Raw genomic sequence first — 19,870 nt, forward strand, 5'->3', positions numbered from 1 at the left:
GTCATTCGATCAGATCATGGTCTAATCGACGCTGCGATCTCAGCGCAGATGTGGCTTGGCAAAAATTTGGTCGACCGAATGAGACATTCGGTCGACCAACTCGATCAGGCTCTAGTGGATAAACCTGGGCGTAGAATTTTCGACGCGAGGATCTTCAGACCGGCCGATTTTCGTTCGGATTGCGAACTGGACCCATCCGCTTCAAGCCTTCCTCGTAGCTGATAACCTCCCAGTCGGCGTCGAACTCAAGCGCCTTCTCGGTGATATAATCCATCTTGCCGGCCGTATTGAGCTTCTTGATGTCGTTCTTATCGATGAAGAGCAATTCCAGGAATTCATTATAGGCGGTCGCTTCGCCGATCGGGAGGCAGTAGAAGGTCACGTCCCCCATCGGGATGCGATATTTGCACAAAAGATCCTGATTGTTCGAATAGATGAAATATTTCCCGCCGGGCTTGAAGAACTCGCCGAGGACTTCCATCGTCAGCTGCAGATATTCGAACGAAAGGAGATAGCACATGAAGACTTCAAAAGAAGACGAGCCCTCCTTCGTCGTCACGAAGGCCTGCCAAATCGACAGTTCCGGAGGCCGCTTTTCATCGGCCATGCTGGTCTGAAACTTCAACGCGATCTCGCCGCGGAACCCGAACCGGCCGGGGCTGATTTCTTCCTTGATGATCGGATGCGTCAGACGTCCCTCGGTTTCAAGGCGCGCGAAGACTGTGTTCTCTATTTTGAGCGTCATGAGGGTTCCCGTCGTCATTGCGGACCCAGTCCGCCAATTTGTAAAAAGATTGGAGCAATTGCTCCCGTAATGCGGGATCCGCGACAACCTCGTCAAGGGCGCCGCTCATGCAGAGCATCCAGGCGTCGCGCTCCGCCGGACCGATCCGAAACTGCATATGCCGCATCCGCAGGCGTGGATGTCCACGCTCTTGCGAATAGGCTTTCGGACCGCCGAGCCACTCGCCCAAATAGCGCTTGAGGATTTCGCCAACGGGCGCCAAGTCTTTCGCGTGCATGGCGCGAATTAATTTGGCTTCCGGCAAGGAATCCATGCGGCGATAGAACGAATCGACGAGGGCGTCGATTGACGCCTGACCACCGATGCGCGCGAATGGCGTTGAGGGCTCTTGAGAAGACGTCACTGCCGCGAGTCGTCTTGCAAGAGGCTCCGAGACTTTCGTCCCGGAACCTCAAGATCTGTTCTACTCATGCGAGCGCGGCTTCCTTTTGCGAGGCCATCGTCGCCACGAAATCCGCGAGCGGCATGTCGATTCGCTCGACATTATATCGCTCGAGGAATTTTACTTCGTTCTTGGTCGGCGTCTCGGGCAAGACCGCCCAGTGCTTTTCGGAAGAGCGCTTCATGATTTGCCAAGCGAAGATTCGCTCCAGCTGGGTCATGAAGCGGCAACCGAGAAACAGGAAGCTCCGGTCGGAGCGCAGAGACTGAACCTTTTCCGGAATCGGCGTTTGAATGTCGATCTCGGTGAGCACTTCCACGAAGTCCGAGTCGGAGACGAGGAAATTGCCTTCCGGGGCGACTGAGCCCCAGGGCTGGTAAAGGACGGTCGCCCACCCTTCGGCCGCGGCTAATTCCGCCTCCTTGTCGATCTTCGCTCCGGTCTTGTCGAAATACCGAACCCAGGTCGCGAGATGCTCGGCTTGGCTCACGCCCTGAATAAAGCCCCAGTTCTCACGGACCGCCAGCGCCTGTTGCGGCAGGTCGTCGTACCAAGAATGGACGACGAGCGGCAGCTTGGGCCAAGAGGCGATCCAATTATGGAGCGTCGTCGGCTCGACATGAGGCTTGAACGCCTCCGTCATCACCGCGCTGATGGTCTTGCGATGCTTGAAATTCTCAATGAACTGCGCCGCCGCCGAAAGATTCTTGCGGATCTTATGCGGCACGGAGGCTTTGGCAGTGAGCTTCGCCACCAACGGGTCCGGCCCGACGGGAAGCGGGCAATCCGCGCCGGCCAGCGCCAAGACGCCCGGGCCCAAGTACGGGACAAGGAGGCCGGCGTCCAGAGCCGCATGAATCTGTTCGAGCGTTTGCGTGGTCATTAGAATGCCTCGAGCTTGACGCCTTCCAAGGTCTTCAGCTTGGCGAGCTCGTCGAACGTCGTGTAGAACGCCGCCCGTCCGCCGGACAGCGCATGAATGGCGAGATGATTGGACAGATGGTTGTGCCAGTCCTGGGCTGAAATGCCTTCCGGCGCCTCGCCGCAGAAAATGCATTCGCCCTTCGGATTGTAGCGGACCTGAATGATGACTTCACCGGTGGCCATTGCGAAACTCCTCTCTGGTGATGGGCAGTGCGTCGATTGACGGAATCAACCGGAAAGCGCGCCGAGCAATTCAACTGTTACATTTTCCGTGCCGTTGAGCACGCATTGGCAGGCAAGGCGCGATTTTGATCCGACGCCGACCATCGCGTCGAGGCGCTCGCTCTCCGGCGCCACCAACTTTTTCAAGCCCTTTTTGCCCTCGAGAACAAAAAGATGGCACGGATCATATTTATTCTTGCTCTCGCAGGTGCATTCGATCGGGATTCCGGCAGCTTGAAGAGCGGCCAGAATTGTCGTGCCCTCAGCCGCCTCTTGTGTCTTTCCTGAAGGCTTAATCGTGATGGTGGGCATTTAAAATCGATCCTCTGTTGGTTGGATTGAACTCATGCGAGCGCTTGAAGCGATCGCTATAGGGTGATTTCCGCGCCGGCGCCGATATTGATCGATGCGTCCTTCATCGAGCCGACGATGAACGCGATCTGATCCTCGGTGAGATGGGCGTGGAACGGGAGCACGACGGCGCGATCGGCGACTTTTTCGGTCACGAGAAAGTCCGTCTTGCGATAGCCGAGCTCGAAGTAAAGAGGCTGAAGATGCAACGGCATGGAATAAGCCGCCGCCTCGACTTCCTCTTTCTTCAGATCGTCAATGATCGCGTCGCGGCTCGAGCGCGAAAACCGCGTGCCGAGATGTACGGTATAGAGGAACCAATGCGCCTCGGTCACGTCGGGGGCGATGAACGGGTCCTTGATCCCTTCGAATGATTTGACATAGTCGTAGTACCAATATTCAGCGCGCTTTCGCTTTGCCAGGATCAGCTCGAGGCGCTGAAGCTGCGCCAACCCGAGCGCCGCCGATATATTGCTCATGCCGCCATTATAGGCCGGCGCGCCGCCGACGACGACGGAAGCGCGCTCCTCCAGCCGATGCGACCGGTAGCGGCGTAGCGCCATTGCGACGTCGATGTCGTCGGTGACGACCATCCCGCCCTGGCCGCAGACGAGCGGTCCTGGTTGGGAAAAATCAAAGATCGAACAATCGCCGAAGGTTCCGACCAATGCGTCTTTGTAAGTGGAGCCGATCGCCTCACTCGAATCTTCGATCAAAATCAGCTTGTGGCGCTGAGCGATCTCGCGAAATTCCGTCCACTGCGCGGGATGGCCGTTCACATTGCTGACAAGGATCGCCCGCGTCTTCTCCGATATTTTTCTTTCCGCCTTTTCGGGAACGAGCGTGCCCGCCCAATAATCGATGTCAGCGAAGATCGGAAAGGCGCCGCGAATGGCGATCGCATGCGCGATTTCCCGAAACGAGTGCGGCGACGCAATGACTTCGGCGCCCGGACCGATTCCATAGGCGTCAAGCGTCAGCATCAGTCCCATAGTCCCGCTCGACACCGAGACTGCGAATTTACGTCCGAGATAGGTTGCGAAGGCTTCCTCGAAGGCCTCAACCGCTTCGCCAGAACTGACATGTGCGGACTGAAGCACCTCCATCACGGCGTCGAGCTCCGCCTGCGACATATCGGGATCGCAAAGCGGGATCATGTTGACGCTCATGGCGAGACCTTATTCTGAACAACGATGATTCCCGTCGCGACCGCCGGATCCCTTGTCATCGTCACGCAATGATTAACGGCGCTGACCAGGAAGAGGTTGAACCGCGAGAATTCCTTATAAGGACGCTCGCCGTCGACGTCGCTCGGATCGCATCGCGTCAGCGAGACGCCGGGAAACCGCTGTCGGAAATCCGCCAGTACGGAGGCGTCCGCGTCCGGAGCCGAGAGCAGCGCTTCGATCTGCGCCAAATTTTCCGTGGTGAGAGCGCTCATGCCGCCTTCTCGTCAATCATTCAGCTTGCGGGCTTCGACCGTACAAGGGATTTCCAGCCCCTCTGCGGCCGGCGGCAATTCGAGCTGCCAGCCATTGGCGAGGGTCACGATGCCGCCCCACATTTCCGGCTTCTCCATGGAGACGACCGGCTCTTCCAGATCCTTTTTCGGCACATAGACCGAAAGAACGCCGGCGCCGTCCTTACGAAGCATGATCTTCATTTAAAACCTCACTGACCCCGCCACGCGCAGGGCGCTTTTGTCACGCGGCAATCGCCGCCGCTTCGTTGACGATCCCGGGCAGAACATCGAGGACCGCGTCGATCTCAGCCGCGGTCGTTTCACGGCCAAGCGAAAAACGGATGGACGATAAAGCGCCCCGTGCGTCAAGCCCCATGGCGAGAAGCACATGCGAAGGCTCCGTTCCAGACGAGGTGCAAGCAGCTCCTGCAGAGGCGCAAATCCCCGCTCGATCGAGCCGCTCAAGGATCAGCTCGGCCTCGAGATCGCCGAAGCGAATGTTTGTTGTATTTGCGACGCGTTCGGCGCCCTGGCCATTGATCGACGCAAACGGCAGGCGCTCCAGAACGCCCGCCTCAAGCTTGTCGCGCAGGCCGGCCAGATGGGCGTTTTTCGCCCCCATCTCTTTTTGCGCCAGCGCCGCCGCCGCGCCGAGGCCGATAATCCCGGGGACATTCTCGGTGCCGCCGCGACGGGCGCGCTCCTGATGGCCAAAGATCTGGGCCGGGAGCTTGACGCCCTTCCGCATGAATAAGGCCCCTATCCCGGTCGGCGCGTGAAGTTTGTGACCGGTCAAGGACAATAAGTCGATCTGTGACGTCTTGAGATTGATCTCGATTTTGCCGACCGCCTGAACCGCGTCGGTATGGAAGAGCACGCCCCGCTCGCGGGCTAGGCGCGCGATGGCCTCGATCGGAAAAATGACGCCTGTTTCATTATTCGCCCACATCACGGACACGAGCGCGGTGTCAGGCGCAAGACTGGCTGCGACTTTCTCCGGGTCCGGGTGTCCGACGGCGTCGACAGGGACGTAGGTGACGCGCGCGCCCTTGGATTCGAGATGGGCGAGCAGCTCCAGACACGAAGGATGCTCGACGGCCGTCGTGACGATATGCTGCTTGGCGGGATCGAGGGCCAAGGCGCCCAAAATGGCCAGATGGTTGGCCTCCGTGCCGCAGCTCGTGAAGACGAGCTCGGGCGGCGCGCAACCGAGCAACTTGGCGAGATCGCCCCGCGCCGCCATGACCGCGCTCTTGCTGCATTCGCCGGCCTGATGCTTGCTCGACGGATTTGTTGGACCGCCACGCATGCAGGCGGCCATGGCCTCGATGGCTTCGGGCGCGACCGCGGTCGTCGCATTATTGTCGAGATAAATCATTTTGGCACAATCCACCCAAACGCCAGGCGAGCCCGCGTCGGCCCGATCAGGATCTCCGTTTTCCGACAGTAGCAAGACTCGTGCACGCTGGCCCGCGTGAGTCCCCGGCCGAGAGCCCAAGCCTTGAATTTCTTCTGTTTTCCCTACGCCCCTGTTTCGCGACGGCGATCAAACGCAATAAGGCGTCAGCCTAATCCCTCGCCCGCCTTGGAGACGCCAATTCATGCGAAACGACTTGCGGAGTCGCCATCGACGAAAAGTCGAGACGATTTCGGCCGATCAGACCGAGAGGATCTGAAAAAAGAGGCGACGCGCGAGATGTCCCGATCGCGCAAGATTTGACGTGGGCCAAATCCGCCGATGCGCGCCCGGCATGTGATCGGGCGAAGCATGCCTAATTCTTAAGCGCCAAAATCGACCAAGAGCCGGATGTCGCAGCGGACAGACGGGCGGCTCGCAACGCGCCTCAGGCCTCCGGCGCCAATTCCTCCTCGAGGCATCCGACGACAAGCCGCGTTCCGTCGAACTCGACAAGATAGAGCGGGCGTTTGGTTTCCTCGATCATGCCGATATTGACGACCTCGCCTGTCTCGCCTGTACGCACGAGCAAGACATCAAGAGGCTGGTCCGGATAAGATCCGTCGTTATACAGGTCCTCGGTCGCCTGAACGCGCTGGCCCCATTGGAATTTCGGCGCATAAGCGGCCCCCGGATCAATCATCCCTCATCTCCTTTTGGCGGCTTCGCCGTCTTTTTCTTCGCGTCGGAGGGCTCGTCATCGCCGTCGACAGCCTCGAGCTCGCGCGATTTCATGCCAACCTTGTTGCCAGTCTCGATAAACTCGACGCCGAAAATGTAGAACTGCTGAAGAAAGGTGCCGATATTGCAGACATAGCCCTCCTCGCCCTTCTTTGCGAGAATGTCGCCGACGTCTTTGCCGCAATAGGTCCCGTCGTTCCGAACGGTGCGTTTCGTGCGAACTCTTTGACCATAGGTGAAGCGCGGCGGCTCATTGAGCTCGACGACGTCGCTATCCCGGCTGATATTGGTCATCTTCGCAACTCCTCGACAATTCTTTTGGTGCGCAACCTGATATTCGCGGGCCGAGCGAGACGCTGAAGCATTCAGCTGGCGCTCAGTTGATCATTGTGACGACCGGGCCATCGCCCTGCCCGCTCGGCGGCCGCCCGTCGCGCAATCTTTGCGAAACCATCTCCCGCACCAGCGGATCGGAGTCGTCGGCCATCGCCGCCAAATCCGCGCGATCGATGCGGCTCGCGACCTCATAGCGCACGCGCCAATCCGGATCGCCCTTCATCGCGACAAGTTGCTCATTGGAGAGCCGACGCGCGACGTCGAGCCGCACGCTCGGATCCTTGTCTTGAGCCATACGCATCAACCAGGCCGGATCGATTCGCGCGACGACGGTGCGACGGACTTCCGTCTCCCGATCATGAATCATCATCGGCAGCGTCGAAGGAGACAGTCGCCGAGCGATCATGGTGCGCACGTAATAATCGGGATCGTTCATCATCGAGACGAGCCCCGCGTCGTCGAGGCGGGACGCCACCCGAATACGGACCTCGCGATGCGGATCGTTGCGAAGGCGCAGAAGATAGCTGTCTGGAAGGCGGGCTCCTGCCGCCCAACGCACCGTTTCGTCCGGATCATTCAGCAATGGCGGCAGGCGAAACACGTCGGCATGCTTGGCCGCGACGGCGCGGGCCTCGAAATATTCATCCGCCAAATGGTCATTGGCGAGAGTAGGATTCCAATCGAAAAATCGGTCGATCCGACGGGCGTAGCGGTCTTTCACGCAAGCCATTTTCGGCTGGCACTTCCCCTCTTGCTTCAAGCCTTCATATTGGCAGGCCCCGCAGTCAATCTCGCGCCCGGCAAAATCGCGCGCCTCGTCGATCTCATTCCTCATCAGCGCTCTCCATGCGTTGATGGACCTCGAGCAGAACCGTCGCGCCGATTTTATCGGTCGCATCGAGCTCGAGCAGTTTTGTGGCCGCCTCGACCCCCTCTTCGAGATTGCCGAGCCGCATTTGTAGATAAGCGTAGCCCTTCAAAACGAAGAGATAGAAGCGCGGCATCATGTCATAGCTGCTGAAATTCGCGTCGTCGCTGCGAACCTGGCGCCAATCGTTCGAGAGATTATTATGATGCGCGGCTTCGGCGAGGCAAATCTTGGCGACCTCGAGACATTCGCTCAGCCGACCTTTGTAAAAGTAAAATCGGTACAGACCGATCAGCACCGCCGGATGCGCGGGCGCCAGCGCCTCCGCCTGACGGAGATGCTCAAGCGCCAGCGAGTCATGCGCATAAAGACTCGCGGCCTCGTTCAGATGGTCAGCCGCGCCCGGAGGCAGACCGGCGCCGAGCAGAATTTCCACATCCTGAAGCGAGGCCCCTTGTCCGCTCCCGCCAAACGTCAGATCCATGCCAGCCGCTTTTCAATGCTCATGCGCATGTTCATGCTCGACGACCGGTGCGCTGTGGCTGGAGCAGGTCGAGGTGTTTTTCGGATCGTGAAATTTGAGTCCGGCCGAAGTCGGAGTCTCGACGAAATCCATCGTCACGCCCTGAAGCAACAGACGGCTTTGCGCCGGAAGGAAAAACTTCAAGCCATTGTATTCGTGCACCGTCTCGCCGCTCGCAGGATTGGCCTCGACGCTGAATTCCGCCGAAAGGCCGGAACATCCGCCGGGCGAGACGTGGAGACGCAGGCCGCTGCCGGGACCGCCATCAAAACGAAGCATGCGGCGAATGAATTTATCCGCCGCGGGAGTAAGTGTGACGTTCAAATCTTGCATGTTTAGGCCGCCGGTTGGTAACGAGGATAATTATTGTCGATCACGCAGGTCTCTTCAATCGGACAAATCAAAGCGCATTGCGGATCGTCGTGAAATCCGATGCATTCGGTGCATTTCGCCGGATCGATGACATAGATGCCATCGGCTGCAGAGATGGCTTCGTTAGGGCATTCAGGCTCGCAGGCCGAGCAATTCACGCAGGAAGCCGCAATTTTCAACGACATTGAGCCGCTCCGATCAGAGGCCGCATTTCGGCCTAGTCGCCGGGGGCATAAGACCGCCCCCGGCATGGTGCATTAGGAAAATTACTCCGCGGCGACCGCCGCGACGTCGACGGCGACTTCGCCGGGCCGGATCTCCGCGTCGCCCTTTTCGACGTGGATGATCGAGCCGTCCTTCACGCCTTCGAGATAGCGCTTGAAGTAGGTGATCGCCGACTTCTCGATGAATTCATGGGCGAATTCATCGACCGCCTCAATGCCGGCCGCCAAGAGATCCTTCTTGGGGCAGCCGCCGATCTTGGCGACGAACACCGCATGGCAGTCCTTGATGGCGCGAATGACCGTCTCGAGCGCGTCTTCCTCGCCATAGCCGCCTTGGCAATAGAGATCGACGCGGCGATGGCCGATGAAGTGAGCGCCCTTGCCGGTGCTCAGCTCATAGATCTGGAACTCGGCGGCATGGCCGAAATGCTCGTTGATGCGGCCCGAGCCCTTGGTCGCGACGGCGATCAGGATCTTGATGTCGCTTTCGACGCCCGCGAGGATCTGTAGCTCGTTGGCCTTGGCGCCAGAGACCGCCAGACGCTCTTCCTCGACCCGGGCCTGATAGGCCTGGCGCGTGGCGAGATCGTAATTGACGTCCATCTCCATGATCTTTTCAGTGGTGAACTCGGCGCTGCGGTCTTCGCCGAGAAGACCGACGGCGTCGGCGCGGCACTGGCGGCAATGCCGCATCATGTTCATCTCGCCTTCGCAGCTGTCCTGCAGGCGCTTCAGCTCTTGCGCCGTCGGGCCGCGCTGTCCGGTCAAGCCGAACACCGTGCCATGCTCGGCGGCGGAGATGAGCGGCATGATGTTGTGCAGGAAGGCTCCGCGCGACTTGACGGCCTTGTTCACCTCGACGAGATGCTGGTCGTTGACGCCGGGGATCATGACGGAATTGATTTTCGAGAGAATTCCGCGCGCGGTGAGCATCTCAAGACCCTGCATCTGACGATCGGTCAGGATCTGCGCGGCCTCTTTGCCCGTATAGCGCTTATGCTTGTAGAAGATCCAAGGATAGATCTTCGCGCCGACCTCGGCGTCCACCATATTCACCGTGATCGTGACATGATCGACGTTATAGCGCGCGATCGTGTCGACATGATCGGGAAGCGTCAGTCCGTTGGTCGACAGGCAGAGCTTGATGTCGGGAGCGGTCTTGGCGATGAGGTCGAAGGTCTTGAAGGTCTTCTCAGGATTGGCGAGCGGATCGCCCGGGCCGGCGATGCCGAGAACGGTCATCTGCGGAATGGTGGAGGCGACGGCGAGCACTTTCTTCGCGGCCTGCTCCGGCGTCAAACGCTCGCTGACGACGCCGGGACGCGATTCATTCGCGCAATCATATTTGCGGTTGCAGTAATTGCATTGAATGTTGCAAGCCGGCGCGACCGCGACATGCATGCGGGCGTAATGATGATGCGCCTCTTCGCTGTAGCACGGATGATTCTTGACTTTTTCCCAGATTTCGGGAGCAAGGTCGTTCTGGCCGGCCTCGGTGCCGCAGCTCGCCTTTTTGCCGCCGTCGCTGTTGGTCTCGCAGCCTTTGTGCTCGGCCATCTTCTTCATGATTTCGTCGGCCGATGCGCCCGCCTTGACAGCCGCTTCAGCGACCTCGCGTTCTGACAATTCCATTGTTCGATCCTCGCTTTTGGCTTGGAACCTATTGGTACTAAAGGGGCGCGCCACGCCTCCCCCCGTCCGCCGATAAGCTCTACTGCGATCCCGCTCGGCAAGACCGCCTGGCCCTTGGGGAGCAACTAGCGTGCCACATATGGAATAAGTCTAAACATTTGAATCTTCGAGCATTTTGATGAGTCAGCAATGCGGTCGAAACCCGTCATCTTTATAACCAGTCGTAGGGCCGGCCTGTTTGAAAGATGACAAGGCGTCGCCGCCTCAAGACGTGACGAAATTGGTCGGAGGCAGGCTCGTTTTGCCGCGCGCATCGAGAACCGCGCGTGGCTTTGTGATTATCGCGACAGCGTTAGCCCAGAGACTCGTCCCATAAGGCTTGGAGGCTCCTTGCAGGAAGCGAGATCCGCTCTTTCAGAACCACAGATGTGAATGAGCCCGCGCTGCGGACGAATGAAATGCGACAACAAACCGGTGCCCCTGGCTCCGGCATCCAGCGCGGTTAGCGTGACGTCGCGTTCCATTCAACCCTTTTGGCCAGGCGGCGCATCACCCCTCTTGTTCAGTTCGACATAAGTCCTTCTGGACGGGGTGTGTGCGTTTCGCAAAGACGGTCGCCGTTATTCCCAGCGACATTCTTCGATGCCGGAAACGGCTTCAGCCCGCACGGTTGCAAATCCGACATAAAAAAAGCTGGTCGAGGTCCGACCAGCTTTCAAATCTCGAGACATGCCTTGCTTCAGCCGGTTGGACGATGCGTTCCTATTAAAGCGCTCCGTTCAGTTGAAGCCGGCCGATCGACGGGCCCGAACACCCTTCCCCAGACGGTCGCCTCAGGCCGGCACGCAGGTCTGCGGAACGGGGCAAACCGTATCGCACTGAGGATGGTCATGATCGCCTTCGCATTCGGTGCATTTCTTGGGATCGATCACATAGGTCTCGTTCTTGAACGAGATCGCGGCGTTCGGGCATTCGAACTCGCACGCGCCGCAAACCGTGCATTGGGAGGCGATGATCTTGTAGGCCATTACCGATTCTCCTTCAACAAAGGGGCCCGGGATCGGCTTGTGCATCCCGGAGCGATAGAAAATGAGGTCGAGCTTTCATCGTCTCCGTCGAGATGGGAGGCGTGCGCGGAATTTTGGGGACGGCTCGGCGCCAGCCCAACGCAAATTCGCGCAAGAGCAACCGAAAAGCGTCTAAGCAAATTCAGGACCACCAACTAATCCGTTGAATTTCCAAGACACTATTGGCCGCTTCGTCGACAGGCCGGAGACGAGGCGGACAAACCTGTCCGACCTTCGACAATTGGCGCGGGCGATAATCAGAACTTTTTGATCTCGATCGCATGCTTGCGCAGCGCATAGCCGATCTGGCGCGGCGTAAGCCCCAACATGCGCGCGGCTTTGGCTTGGACCCAGCCGGATTTCTCCATCGCTTCGAGCAAGCGCGCGCGTTCCGAATCGTCGCCCCGATCGAATGACTCCGGCCATTGGGTTCCCGGCGCGGCCTCGACCGATTCCGCATTGGACGGCGCGGCGACAGGACGCGCCAGTTGCGGAGGTTCGCGATATGCCTCGACCGGCGGCGGCGCGGAGAATGGCCCGAGTCCGCCCACGGCCTTCGGCCAAGGATCCGCCGACGCCTTTCCTTTCCAGAGAGTCGCCGACAGACATTGATCCTGCCCGCAGGCGAAATCCGCGGCGACGATCGATTCCTCGGCCGCGAAAGTCGCCGTCCGCTGGACGCAATTTTCGAGCTCGCGGACATTGCCGGGAAAATAGCAGGATTTCAGCACCTGCATGGCCTGCTTGCTGAACGCGAGCTGGCGGCCGTTTTCTTCGTTGAACTGTTCGAGGAACCGCGCAGCTAGAAGCGGTATGTCGCTGCTCCGCTCGCGCAACGGCGGCAATAACAGCGGCACGACGCTGATGCGATAATAGAGATCGGCCCGAAACTCGCCATTGCGGACGGCCTCTTCCAGATTTTTGTTCGTCGCCGCGATAAGCCGGACATCCGCCTTCAAGGTCTTGGTTCCGCCGACCCGCTCGAACTCGCCGCTCTGAAGGACGCGCAACAGCTTGGCCTGGAAGGACGCCGAAATTTCGCCGATCTCGTCGAGGAAAAGCGTGCCCCCGTCGGCGAGTTCGAAACGGCCCTTGCGGGTCGCGACCGCGCCGGTGAAAGCGCCCTTCTCATGGCCGAAAAGCTCGGATTCGAGCACGCTTTCGGCGAGCGCGGCGCAATTGACCTTGACGAAGGCCTTCGGCGCCCTCGGCGACATTTCATGCAAGGCGCGGGCGAATAATTCCTTGCCGGTTCCGGATTCGCCACGAAGCAGCATGGTCGCGTTCGAACGCGCGACGATCGCGATCTTGTCGAGAACCGAACGTATCGCCGGGCTTTCCCCGATAATGCCGGAGGCCCGCACCCCGCTCGCCGGAGCCGGCTGCAGCTTGGTGATCTCCTTCTGAAGCCGATGGCTCTCCTCGATGAGACGATCGCGATCGCGCGCGACGACGCGATGAAGCTTCACGGTCTGCCCGATCAGATTGGCGATCATCACCAGGAAGCGGACATCGGAATCGAAGCGAAACACGCTTTCGCCGTCCCAGATGCGGTCCACAGTCAAAGTGCCGACGACTCTATCCCCCGCCCGGATCGGCACGCCCATGAAAGAAACCTTGACCCCGTCCGAGGCGAGCGCCGCGACGTCGCTGGCGTCGAAGAGATCATGGTCGGCGACATTGTGAACGACGAGCGGAACGTCCGTCGCGACGATCTGTCCGATGGCGCGCTCCGGATAGCGCTGCGGGGTCTGTGAAAGACTGTCCTCGCTCCATCCCGCTCCCACGGCCACCTCGGGCGCGCCGTCATCCGCCAAGAGAACGATGGTTCCGTGCCGCATCTGAAGGAAAGACGACAGAAGATTGAGGACATTGGCGAGGGTCGTCTCGAGCCGGGTCGGGGCGGTCAGGATCTTGGAGATTTCATAGACGCCGATCAGCGCGATCTCGCTCAATTGGATGCGCTGAGAGGGGGCCTGCGTCGTCGCAGCCAGAGCGTCTGCGTCACTCATTTGCACGGCCTTCCTTAGCTCGCGGCGTCGCTGAACTGTTGGAACCCGAACACTGACAATAAGTCAGTATGTTTTTTGACAGCGACCTGTCTCAATTCCAACCTTTGTGAATCTAATCCGACGGCCAAAGCCTGTCGCTCTCAAATTTTGGGCAGGATTTTGCGCTGCAACTAAACAACGCGCCCATTTTGACAGCATAAATTGTTCGGCTAGTCGCATTTCACGCCAATTTCTCTTCACCCCCGCGAATGTCGTCCCGGAACGGCGTAAAGGCAACAATCCGCGCAGGCGCGCGAAGCCTCTGCCGCATCACGGCTCTGAGGAGGCAAAAAAGATTTTGCCAATCGGTGAGGCGACAATCGCGACGCTGCGCGGCGTCACCAAACCCAAAGAAAGACGGCCCAGCCGCCCGCTCCGATCAAGACGGCGAGCCCGACCAAACCGGTCGCCGCCGCGCGGCGGAAGATGTCGGTCGTCGAGAGACCGGCGATCCGCCAGCCAAGCCAGAGCGACCAAAGCGCGCTTCCGACCAGTAACGCGCCGCGCAGAAGGCCGACATATCCAAGCGCTAGGCCCTCGCCGTGCAGCATCGTGACGGTCGTGGCGCTGAGCCCAATGAATACGCCGCAAGCAGCGATCGGGATGAGGCTTTGGGCGAAATGATGGAACCGCGCCGCCGGCCATGGGCCGAGGCTGCGGGCGGCGGCCCAGAGGCAAAGCGAGATCGCCCCGCCGATCGCCGCCGCGGTCGCCGCGATATAGGCGACAAGCAGGGCGCCGTCGAGAAAGGTCAATTGATCATTGACCTCGGGATAGTCGGTGAGAATCCACCACGGCGGCTGCAAGCGCAGCGGCCAAAGCAGATCCCTGTCGATCAGCCATTCCGCGACCGCCTGCTTGAGGGCGACGAACCACGGGCTCACGCTCCAGTGAAAAGCGCCGGTGGCGACGCCCAGGAGGCCGAAGATAATGAGCAGCGTCTCCGCCGGTTTCGACGTCGATCCCGCGACATGAACGATCTCATGATTGGGACCGCGCGGGGCGAGGCTGACCGCGCCGCGAAAATCGCTGCAGCGGCCGCACATATGGCAATCGGAGGCGCCGCGCATGGTGCGAATTGGAACAAGCGGAGCGCAATTGATCGCCTTCGCATGGGCGTGTCCCGAAAGGCGCGATTGCGTCCAAGCCGCCGGATCGACCTTGAAATGCACCGGCGCCAGCTTCGCCAAAAGGCCGAAAACGCCATTGACCGGGCACAGATAGCGGCACCAGACCCGTTTATTGCGGCCGTAGAGATAGCCGACGAGGATAGCCCCGGCGGTCGAGCCGCCGAGAATGAGAAGCGCCGGCTTTGGATACTGATAGACGCTGATCATCTGGCCATAGATCGTCGTGCAAACGAAGGCGACGAAAGGCCAACCCTTCCAGGCGATCCAGCGCGGAACCGCATGGCCGCGGCCGAACCGGCTCGCCGCCTCGGAAAGCGCGCCCTCGGGACAGAACAGTCCGCACCACGCGCGCCCGACCAACGCCATGCTGAGCAAGACGAAGGGCCACCAAATCCCCCAGAACGCGAATTGCGCGAAAAGAGTGAGATTGCTCCAAATATGCGCCGTCCGCGCCGGCAAAGGAAGGAAAGCCGGGACTGCGACGAGAAGGACATAGGCAAAAACGACGGCCCATTGGATGCGCTGGATGAGGCTTTGGCGCTGGCGCAACCATTCGCCTGCCTCAAAAAAAAGGCGCACGGCGGCCGTCGGTCGGCGCGGCAAAACCTCCTCCGCCATGGCTTTGGGCTCAAATCCCGGCTGATCTCGCTCGAGGGCGCGCCGGTCGCGTTCAACGGCGTCAAAGGCGCTCATGACTCATACTCTCCGGATCCGACCTGCACGTCTCGGCGATCTGGCGTCCCGCGCAGGGAGGGACATTAAGCGCTTCGGCGAATGTCATGGTTCGGACATGCCCGTCGAGACAATGCAATTCGCGCCTCACTTCGCCACGAGCACCGCCTTGGGCGCGTCGGGATGAAAATCGTCGAAAAACGAATATTCGCCTGGATCGAGCGTCCTGAAGACGAGAATTGACGTCGAATTCGGCGCAAGCACTTTTTCCTTGCGCAATTCTCCGCTCTCGAATTCCGCCGGCGACGCCCCAGTGTTGCGCAGCTCGAGCTTGAACCTCCGGTTTGCGGGAACCTCGATCCGGAGCGGCTCGACCTTCCCATCATGAAACTCGATCGAGAAGGTCGGCTCGTCGTCTGCGCGCGCCGCGGCCGTCGCGCAGAGAAAAATGAGCGCCGCACAAAGCCGCATCGCATTCATGGACAAACTTTGATCCTTTGCCTCGTTCAATAGGCGCCCTTTTTCCCGGCGCCGGCATAGACAAAATCATAATCGATGGAAAAGGCGTCGAACCAAGGCGCCACCCCGGTCTCCTTGTCGACATGGCGCCCGAAATGGGCGTGGGCGTCGGCGCCGGGCGGCGCGATCGTCAAGCGGAGCCTATATTTGCCAGGGCCGAACATTTTGACATTGTCGCCGTAGTGCGGCCCGTCATTCGCGACCATGGGCATGAAGGCGCCCTTTTGTATCTGGTTGTCATCGAGCTTGGTCAATTCGTAATTGACGGAGAGATAGGGAATCCAATCCCCTTGCGCAAAGCCGTTCTTGTTGTCTTTCGCAGCCTTGATGTCGGATTCGAGATGAACGTCAGAATCCTTCGCCGGGCGCATCACGTCGGGCGGATCCATCTCAATCGGCTGAAGATAGACCGCGCCGATCTCCATCCCGTTTTTCTGCTGTGGCTTGCCTATCGGATATTCCTTGGCGAAAGCGCCGGATCCGAGCGAGGAGCCGAGAAGCGCGACGCAGGTCAAAGCAAAGCCAAAGCGCATCAGTTTCTCCTCGGATAAGATTGGTCGCGCAATAATCGTCATAAGTAGCAAGGATGACGCCTTACATTCAAGGCTTCAAAGCCAATATTTTCCAAGATGGGTCAAAATGCACTTCTCTATTTTATAATGATTTTAAAATAGACGAACAAAGCCCTACTAAGCTTAGATTGCTCAATTCTATTTTCTCGTCGCGCCAAAGCTCAGCGCCGCACGAAGGCGCGCGCGATCCGCATCCGATCCGGGCAGGCCGAAGCGGAGCAAAGCGGGCCGCGAGGCGAAGCGCCGAACCAGGATTCCCGCCCTCGCCAAGGCGTCAAACAGCTTCAGGGCGTCCCGATGCGCGGCAAGGCGAAAAAGCGGGCTCCCACCGACGATCTCGAATTGCGCCGACAACAGAATCTCGTCGAGCGCGGCCGCATCCGCCGTAAGCTTTCGGCGCGCGGTCGCAAGCCAGTCCGCATCGGCCAAAGCCTTCGCGCCGAGCGCAATCGCCGCGCCCGAAACCGGCCACGGCCCCAGGGCCGCACGCAGTTTTTTGGCGAGCTCCACCGGCGCGATCACAAAGCCGAGGCGAAGCCCCGCCAGGCCATATGCCTTGCCGAAGGAGCGCAGGGCGAGGACGCCGCGGGTCGGCATGGCCGGGATGATGCTGGCCGCAGGCTCGACAAAATCCATGAAGGCTTCATCAACGATCAGCAAACCGTCATGTTCGCCGAGTTCCCTCGCAAGTGCGTGCAGGTCCTCCGCGGGAACGAGCCGGCCGTCGGGATTATTGGGATTGACCACAATGGCGACGTCCCTGTCGGCAAGCCCGGCGAGGTCCTCGACCCTATCGACCTCGGCCCCAGCCGCCCGCCACGCATCGGAATGTCCGCGATAAGCATGGCCCAAAATCCCAACGCGGCGGGCGGGCCAAAGATAAGGCAGACAGCCGATGATCGCCTGGCTTCCGGGAGCGGCGAGCGCTGCGGCGCCTTCGCTGGCGCGATAGGCGAGCGCCGCCGCCTTTTCGAGCGCGCGCAGGGCCTCTGGCTCCGGCAGGCGGCTCCACGCCTCGGCAGGCAAATCCCCGATCGGATAGGCATAGGGGCTGACGCCGGTCGAAAGATCGAGCCAGGGCTCGGGCGCCAAAGGATAGGCGCGCCGCGCCGCGGAAAGATCGCCGCCGTGACCGTCGCCGAATGGCGTCGGCGCCGCGAATGTTGGATGATGCCGCATGGATCTCTATGTCACGCTTCCGCTCGCGGCGCTGGCCGCGGCGATCGAGGCCGGCCTCGGCTATCCGCAAGCCCTGTTCAAGGCGATCGGCCATCCCGTGACCTGGATCGGCGCCCTGATCGCCCGCGCCGACCACGGCCTCAATCGCGACGCCGACTCATTTGCGCAAAGGCGCGCCCTCGGCTTTCTCGCCCTGGGCCTTGTGCTAGCCATCGCCGGAGGCGGCGGCTTCATTATCGCCCAAGGCATCGAGGCGTTGGCGATCCCCCACGCAATCGGCCTAATGCTGACAGCGCTTATCGCGTCGAGCCTCATCGCGCAACGCAGCCTGCATGCGCATGTCCGCGCCGTCGCCGACGCGCTCGAGCGCGAGGGGCTCGCCGCCGGCCGGACGACCGTGGCCGCCATCGTCGGCCGCGACGTCGTGGCTCTCGACGAGGCCGGCGTCGCCCGCGCCGCGATCGAGTCGCTCGCGGAGAATTTTTCCGATGGCGTCGTCGCGCCAATCTTCTGGCTGGCGCTCGGCGGGCTTCCGGGCGGAATGGCCTATAAAGCGATCAACACCGCCGACAGCATGATGGGGCATCGGACCGCGCGGCACGTAGCTTTCGGCTTCGCCGCCGCCAGGCTCGACGATCTGGTCAATCTTGTTCCCGCACGCCTCTCCGCGCTGTTGATCGCGACGGCGGCTCTTTTCACGCCCGGCGCTTCCGCCATCGGGGCGCTGCGGACCGCATGGCGCTTTTCCGGCGGGCATCCCTCCCCCAACGCCGGCTGGCCGGAGGCGGCCTTCGCCGGCGCGCTCGGCCTGCGGCTCGGCGGCCCGCGTTGTTACGGGCAAATCAAGATCGACGACCCCTGGATCGGCGCCGGCGCGGCAGTCGCGGGGTCGGCCGACATCCGACGCGCGCTCGCGCTTTATCGCCGCGCCTGCTTCGTTCATTGGGTCCTTCTGACGCTGCTCGCCCTTGGCTTTATTGGGCGAGCGTGAGGAGCCGGTCGAGATCGATGCTCGCCTCCAGATGCGCCGCGACCGCGTCGAGCGCCTGCTCGAGCGAATCGTCATAGGAGCGGCCCGAGCCGGACGCGCCGAGCCTCGCGAGCAAAGCGGCCCGCTGCGACGGCTCGGCGAAAAGGCCATGCACATAGCAGCCGCTCACCCTCCCGTCGGCCGAGGTCGCGCCGTCCATGCGCCCGTCGTCGAAGGCGAGAAGCGGGCGAGCACAATCCGGCCCGAACGTGCGCCCGAGATGGATTTCATAGCCCGAGAAGGGCGCGCCGTCCTGCGCCCCCGCGCCGCGCACCGGCCTGACCAGCTTCTCGCCTGAGAAATCCGTCTCGACATCGAGCAGGCCGAGGCCCGGCGCCTCGCCGGACGGACCTTCGAGCCCTTGCGGGTCGCGACAGATCCGGCCGAGCATCTGATAGCCGCCGCAAAGGCCGAGCACATGGCCACCCCGCCGCACATGGGCGAGAAGATCGATGTCCCAGCCCTCCCGACGGAACGCGGCGAGATCGGCGATCGTCGTCTTGGAGCCGGGCAGCAGCACGAGCGCGGCCTCGACCGGCAAGGTCTCGCCGCTTTTGACCATGACGAGCCGCGCCGCGCTTTCGAGAGCCAAGGGATCGAGATCGTCGAAATTGGCGATCCCCGGCAGGACCGGGACGGCGATCGTGATCTCGCCCGCGCCGGCCTCCCTTCGATGCGCCAGCGCCAGGGAATCTTCGGCGGGCAGGCGCGCCGCCGCCGGGCAAAAGGGGATGAGCCCGAGTCCCGGCCAATCCGTATGGCTTTCGATCAGGCGCATGCCCTCGGCGAAGAGGGAGGGATCGCCGCGAAACTTATTGACGAGGAAGCCCTTGATCATCGCCGCGTCGGCCGGATCGAGGACGAGCTTGGTCCCAACGATCTGCGCGATGACGCCGCCGCGATCGATGTCGCCGAGCAGAACCACCGGAACGTCTGCGGCCCGGGCGAAGCCCATATTGGCGATGTCGTTCTTGCGCAGATTGATTTCGGAGGCGCTGCCGGCGCCTTCGACGATGACGAGATCGGCCTCGCCGCAGAGCCGCGCAAAGCTTTCCAGCACCGTGGCGAGCAGCTTCGGCTTCCAATCCTGATAATCCCGCGCGCTCGCCTGGCCGACGACCTGGCCGCGCGCCACGACCTGCGCCCCGCCGCCGCCATGGGGCTTCAAAAGCACGGGATTCATATCGATCGAGGGCGCGACGCCGCAGGCTCTCGCCTGCATCGCCTGGGCGCGGCCGATCTCGCCGCCATCCTCGGTCACGGCGGCGTTGTTCGACATATTCTGCGGCTTGAACGGGCGGACGGCGAGGCCCCGCTTATGAAATGCGCGGCAGAGCCCGGCGACGATCAGCGATTTGCCGACGTCGGAGCCCGTCCCCTGCAGCATCAACGCCTTCGCCCGCCGCGCCATG

At 61.1% G+C, this 19,870-nt stretch carries 24 protein-coding genes; 1 reads left to right on the forward strand and 23 read right to left on the reverse strand.

Annotated elements, in window-relative coordinates; translation table 11 throughout:
• Positions 1-154 precede the first annotated feature (154 nt).
• The 22 genes from METAC_RS0115070 to cobD form a co-directional block, all read right to left on the reverse strand.
• Complete coding sequence (locus METAC_RS0115070) at positions 155-745, reverse strand: hypothetical protein (RefSeq protein WP_026607687.1); 591 nt, start codon at positions 743-745, stop codon at positions 155-157.
• Positions 705-1,148: a group II truncated hemoglobin gene (locus METAC_RS0115075; RefSeq protein WP_026607688.1), complete on the reverse strand. Its 444-nt coding sequence runs from the start codon at positions 1,146-1,148 to the stop codon at positions 705-707. Before METAC_RS0115075 ends, METAC_RS0115070 begins: the two co-directional genes overlap by 41 nt.
• 64 nt (positions 1,149-1,212) lie before the next feature.
• Positions 1,213-2,070, reverse strand: coding sequence for an SIR2 family NAD-dependent protein deacylase (locus METAC_RS0115080; protein ID WP_026607689.1), 858 nt, complete (start codon positions 2,068-2,070; stop codon positions 1,213-1,215).
• Positions 2,070-2,294 carry a hypothetical protein gene (locus METAC_RS0115085; protein ID WP_026607690.1) on the reverse strand — a complete coding sequence of 75 codons (225 nt, stop codon included), beginning with the start codon at positions 2,292-2,294 and terminating at the stop codon, positions 2,070-2,072. The genes METAC_RS0115080 and METAC_RS0115085 overlap by 1 nt, the downstream gene beginning before the upstream one ends.
• Before the next feature lie 45 nt (positions 2,295-2,339).
• The gene (locus tag METAC_RS0115090; protein ID WP_026607691.1) at positions 2,340-2,645 is read right to left on the reverse strand and encodes a 2Fe-2S iron-sulfur cluster-binding protein; all 306 of its coding nucleotides are present in this window, start codon (positions 2,643-2,645) and stop codon (positions 2,340-2,342) included.
• 56 nt (positions 2,646-2,701) lie between these two features.
• Positions 2,702-3,853, reverse strand: coding sequence for a DegT/DnrJ/EryC1/StrS family aminotransferase (locus METAC_RS0115095; RefSeq protein ID WP_026607692.1), 1,152 nt, complete (start codon positions 3,851-3,853; stop codon positions 2,702-2,704).
• Positions 3,850-4,125, reverse strand: a complete 276-nt coding sequence (locus METAC_RS0115100) for a DUF6129 family protein (RefSeq protein WP_026607693.1) — start codon at positions 4,123-4,125, stop codon at positions 3,850-3,852. Before METAC_RS0115100 ends, METAC_RS0115095 begins: the two co-directional genes overlap by 4 nt.
• Positions 4,126-4,137: 12 nt before the next feature.
• Positions 4,138-4,347, reverse strand: coding sequence for a putative nitrogen fixation protein NifT (nifT, locus tag METAC_RS0115105; RefSeq protein ID WP_026607694.1), 210 nt, complete (start codon positions 4,345-4,347; stop codon positions 4,138-4,140).
• A 40-nt stretch (positions 4,348-4,387) separates the two neighbouring features.
• Positions 4,388-5,524: a cysteine desulfurase family protein gene (locus METAC_RS0115110; protein ID WP_026607695.1), complete on the reverse strand. Its 1,137-nt coding sequence runs from the start codon at positions 5,522-5,524 to the stop codon at positions 4,388-4,390.
• 466 nt (positions 5,525-5,990) lie between these two features.
• A complete protein-coding gene (locus tag METAC_RS0115120; RefSeq protein ID WP_036255640.1) occupies positions 5,991-6,245 on the reverse strand; it encodes a nitrogen fixation protein NifZ in 255 nt (84 codons plus the stop codon).
• Positions 6,242-6,577 carry a nitrogen fixation protein NifZ gene (locus tag METAC_RS0115125; protein WP_026607697.1) on the reverse strand — a complete coding sequence of 112 codons (336 nt, stop codon included), beginning with the start codon at positions 6,575-6,577 and terminating at the stop codon, positions 6,242-6,244. The genes METAC_RS0115120 and METAC_RS0115125 overlap by 4 nt, the downstream gene beginning before the upstream one ends.
• An 82-nt stretch (positions 6,578-6,659) precedes the next feature.
• The gene (locus tag METAC_RS23870; RefSeq protein WP_051335608.1) at positions 6,660-7,454 is read right to left on the reverse strand and encodes a 4Fe4S-binding leucine-rich repeat protein; all 795 of its coding nucleotides are present in this window, start codon (positions 7,452-7,454) and stop codon (positions 6,660-6,662) included.
• Positions 7,444-7,971, reverse strand: a complete 528-nt coding sequence (locus METAC_RS0115135) for a hypothetical protein (RefSeq protein ID WP_026607698.1) — start codon at positions 7,969-7,971, stop codon at positions 7,444-7,446. Before METAC_RS0115135 ends, METAC_RS23870 begins: the two co-directional genes overlap by 11 nt.
• A gap of 12 nt (positions 7,972-7,983) precedes the next feature.
• Positions 7,984-8,334, reverse strand: a complete 351-nt coding sequence (locus tag METAC_RS0115140; RefSeq protein WP_026607699.1) for a HesB/IscA family protein — start codon at positions 8,332-8,334, stop codon at positions 7,984-7,986.
• An 11-nt stretch (positions 8,335-8,345) separates the two neighbouring features.
• Positions 8,346-8,567 (reverse strand): YfhL family 4Fe-4S dicluster ferredoxin, encoded by a 222-nt coding sequence (locus METAC_RS0115145; RefSeq protein ID WP_026607700.1) that lies wholly within the window; start codon positions 8,565-8,567, stop codon positions 8,346-8,348.
• 81 nt (positions 8,568-8,648) lie between these two features.
• Positions 8,649-10,172 carry a nitrogenase cofactor biosynthesis protein NifB gene (gene nifB / locus METAC_RS0115150; protein WP_245257565.1) on the reverse strand — a complete coding sequence of 508 codons (1,524 nt, stop codon included), beginning with the start codon at positions 10,170-10,172 and terminating at the stop codon, positions 8,649-8,651.
• A gap of 899 nt (positions 10,173-11,071) precedes the next feature.
• Entirely contained in the window at positions 11,072-11,266 is a 195-nt protein-coding gene (locus tag METAC_RS0115155; RefSeq protein ID WP_026607702.1) for a 4Fe-4S dicluster domain-containing protein, read from the reverse strand.
• 296 nt (positions 11,267-11,562) lie between these two features.
• Complete coding sequence (gene nifA / locus METAC_RS0115160) at positions 11,563-13,317, reverse strand: nif-specific transcriptional activator NifA (RefSeq protein ID WP_036255642.1); 1,755 nt, start codon at positions 13,315-13,317, stop codon at positions 11,563-11,565.
• A 377-nt stretch (positions 13,318-13,694) separates the two neighbouring features.
• Entirely contained in the window at positions 13,695-15,104 is a 1,410-nt protein-coding gene (locus METAC_RS0115165; RefSeq protein ID WP_051335857.1) for a 4Fe-4S binding protein, read from the reverse strand.
• 201 nt (positions 15,105-15,305) lie between these two features.
• Positions 15,306-15,638 (reverse strand): cupredoxin domain-containing protein, encoded by a 333-nt coding sequence (locus METAC_RS0115170; RefSeq protein WP_026607705.1) that lies wholly within the window; start codon positions 15,636-15,638, stop codon positions 15,306-15,308.
• Between the two features lie 26 nt (positions 15,639-15,664).
• The gene (locus METAC_RS0115175; protein WP_026607706.1) at positions 15,665-16,210 is read right to left on the reverse strand and encodes an iron transporter; all 546 of its coding nucleotides are present in this window, start codon (positions 16,208-16,210) and stop codon (positions 15,665-15,667) included.
• Positions 16,211-16,387: 177 nt separating this feature from the next.
• The gene (gene cobD / locus METAC_RS23875) at positions 16,388-17,428 is read right to left on the reverse strand and encodes a threonine-phosphate decarboxylase CobD (RefSeq protein ID WP_051335609.1); all 1,041 of its coding nucleotides are present in this window, start codon (positions 17,426-17,428) and stop codon (positions 16,388-16,390) included.
• On the opposite strand from cobD, the gene cbiB reads away from it, so the two are divergent.
• Positions 17,427-18,419 (forward strand): adenosylcobinamide-phosphate synthase CbiB, encoded by a 993-nt coding sequence (gene cbiB / locus METAC_RS0115185; RefSeq protein ID WP_026607707.1) that lies wholly within the window; start codon positions 17,427-17,429, stop codon positions 18,417-18,419. The genes cobD and cbiB overlap by 2 nt on opposite strands.
• Here the strand turns inward: cbiB and METAC_RS0115190 are convergent.
• Entirely contained in the window at positions 18,403-19,845 is a 1,443-nt protein-coding gene (locus METAC_RS0115190) for a cobyric acid synthase (RefSeq protein ID WP_026607708.1), read from the reverse strand. The genes cbiB and METAC_RS0115190 overlap by 17 nt on opposite strands.
• Between the last annotated feature and the right edge of the window lie 25 nt (positions 19,846-19,870).

The organism is Methylocapsa acidiphila B2 (assembly GCF_000427445.1).
In the GTDB taxonomy this organism is placed as follows: Bacteria; Pseudomonadota; Alphaproteobacteria; order Rhizobiales; family Beijerinckiaceae; genus Methylocapsa; species Methylocapsa acidiphila.

What these genes read in the sequence shown, in the direction of transcription:
- METAC_RS0115070 (WP_026607687.1), bottom strand. Translation starts at nt 745, where the DNA reads ATGACGCTCAAAATAGAGAACACAGTCTTCGCGCGCCTTGAAACCGAG.
- METAC_RS0115080 (WP_026607689.1), bottom strand. Translation starts at nt 2,070, where the DNA reads ATGACCACGCAAACGCTCGAACAGATTCATGCGGCTCTGGACGCCGGC.
- METAC_RS0115085 (WP_026607690.1), bottom strand. Translation starts at nt 2,294, where the DNA reads ATGGCCACCGGTGAAGTCATCATTCAGGTCCGCTACAATCCGAAGGGC.
- METAC_RS0115090 (WP_026607691.1), bottom strand. Translation starts at nt 2,645, where the DNA reads ATGCCCACCATCACGATTAAGCCTTCAGGAAAGACACAAGAGGCGGCT.
- METAC_RS0115095 (WP_026607692.1), bottom strand. Translation starts at nt 3,853, where the DNA reads ATGAGCGTCAACATGATCCCGCTTTGCGATCCCGATATGTCGCAGGCG.
- METAC_RS0115100 (WP_026607693.1), bottom strand. Translation starts at nt 4,125, where the DNA reads ATGAGCGCTCTCACCACGGAAAATTTGGCGCAGATCGAAGCGCTGCTC.
- nifT (WP_026607694.1), bottom strand. Translation starts at nt 4,347, where the DNA reads ATGAAGATCATGCTTCGTAAGGACGGCGCCGGCGTTCTTTCGGTCTAT.
- METAC_RS0115110 (WP_026607695.1), bottom strand. Translation starts at nt 5,524, where the DNA reads ATGATTTATCTCGACAATAATGCGACGACCGCGGTCGCGCCCGAAGCC.
- METAC_RS0115120 (WP_036255640.1), bottom strand. Translation starts at nt 6,245, where the DNA reads ATGATTGATCCGGGGGCCGCTTATGCGCCGAAATTCCAATGGGGCCAG.
- METAC_RS0115125 (WP_026607697.1), bottom strand. Translation starts at nt 6,577, where the DNA reads ATGACCAATATCAGCCGGGATAGCGACGTCGTCGAGCTCAATGAGCCG.
- METAC_RS23870 (WP_051335608.1), bottom strand. Translation starts at nt 7,454, where the DNA reads ATGAGGAATGAGATCGACGAGGCGCGCGATTTTGCCGGGCGCGAGATT.
- METAC_RS0115135 (WP_026607698.1), bottom strand. Translation starts at nt 7,971, where the DNA reads ATGGATCTGACGTTTGGCGGGAGCGGACAAGGGGCCTCGCTTCAGGAT.
- METAC_RS0115145 (WP_026607700.1), bottom strand. Translation starts at nt 8,567, where the DNA reads ATGTCGTTGAAAATTGCGGCTTCCTGCGTGAATTGCTCGGCCTGCGAG.
- nifB (WP_245257565.1), bottom strand. Translation starts at nt 10,172, where the DNA reads ATGAAGAAGATGGCCGAGCACAAAGGCTGCGAGACCAACAGCGACGGC.
- METAC_RS0115155 (WP_026607702.1), bottom strand. Translation starts at nt 11,266, where the DNA reads ATGGCCTACAAGATCATCGCCTCCCAATGCACGGTTTGCGGCGCGTGC.
- nifA (WP_036255642.1), bottom strand. Translation starts at nt 13,317, where the DNA reads ATGAGTGACGCAGACGCTCTGGCTGCGACGACGCAGGCCCCCTCTCAG.
- METAC_RS0115165 (WP_051335857.1), bottom strand. Translation starts at nt 15,104, where the DNA reads ATGGCGGAGGAGGTTTTGCCGCGCCGACCGACGGCCGCCGTGCGCCTT.
- METAC_RS0115170 (WP_026607705.1), bottom strand. Translation starts at nt 15,638, where the DNA reads ATGAATGCGATGCGGCTTTGTGCGGCGCTCATTTTTCTCTGCGCGACG.
- METAC_RS0115175 (WP_026607706.1), bottom strand. Translation starts at nt 16,210, where the DNA reads ATGCGCTTTGGCTTTGCTTTGACCTGCGTCGCGCTTCTCGGCTCCTCG.
- cbiB (WP_026607707.1), top strand. Translation starts at nt 17,427, where the DNA reads ATGGATCTCTATGTCACGCTTCCGCTCGCGGCGCTGGCCGCGGCGATC.
- cobD (WP_051335609.1), bottom strand. Translation starts at nt 17,428, where the DNA reads ATGCGGCATCATCCAACATTCGCGGCGCCGACGCCATTCGGCGACGGT.
- METAC_RS0115190 (WP_026607708.1), bottom strand. Translation starts at nt 19,845, where the DNA reads ATGCTGCAGGGGACGGGCTCCGACGTCGGCAAATCGCTGATCGTCGCC.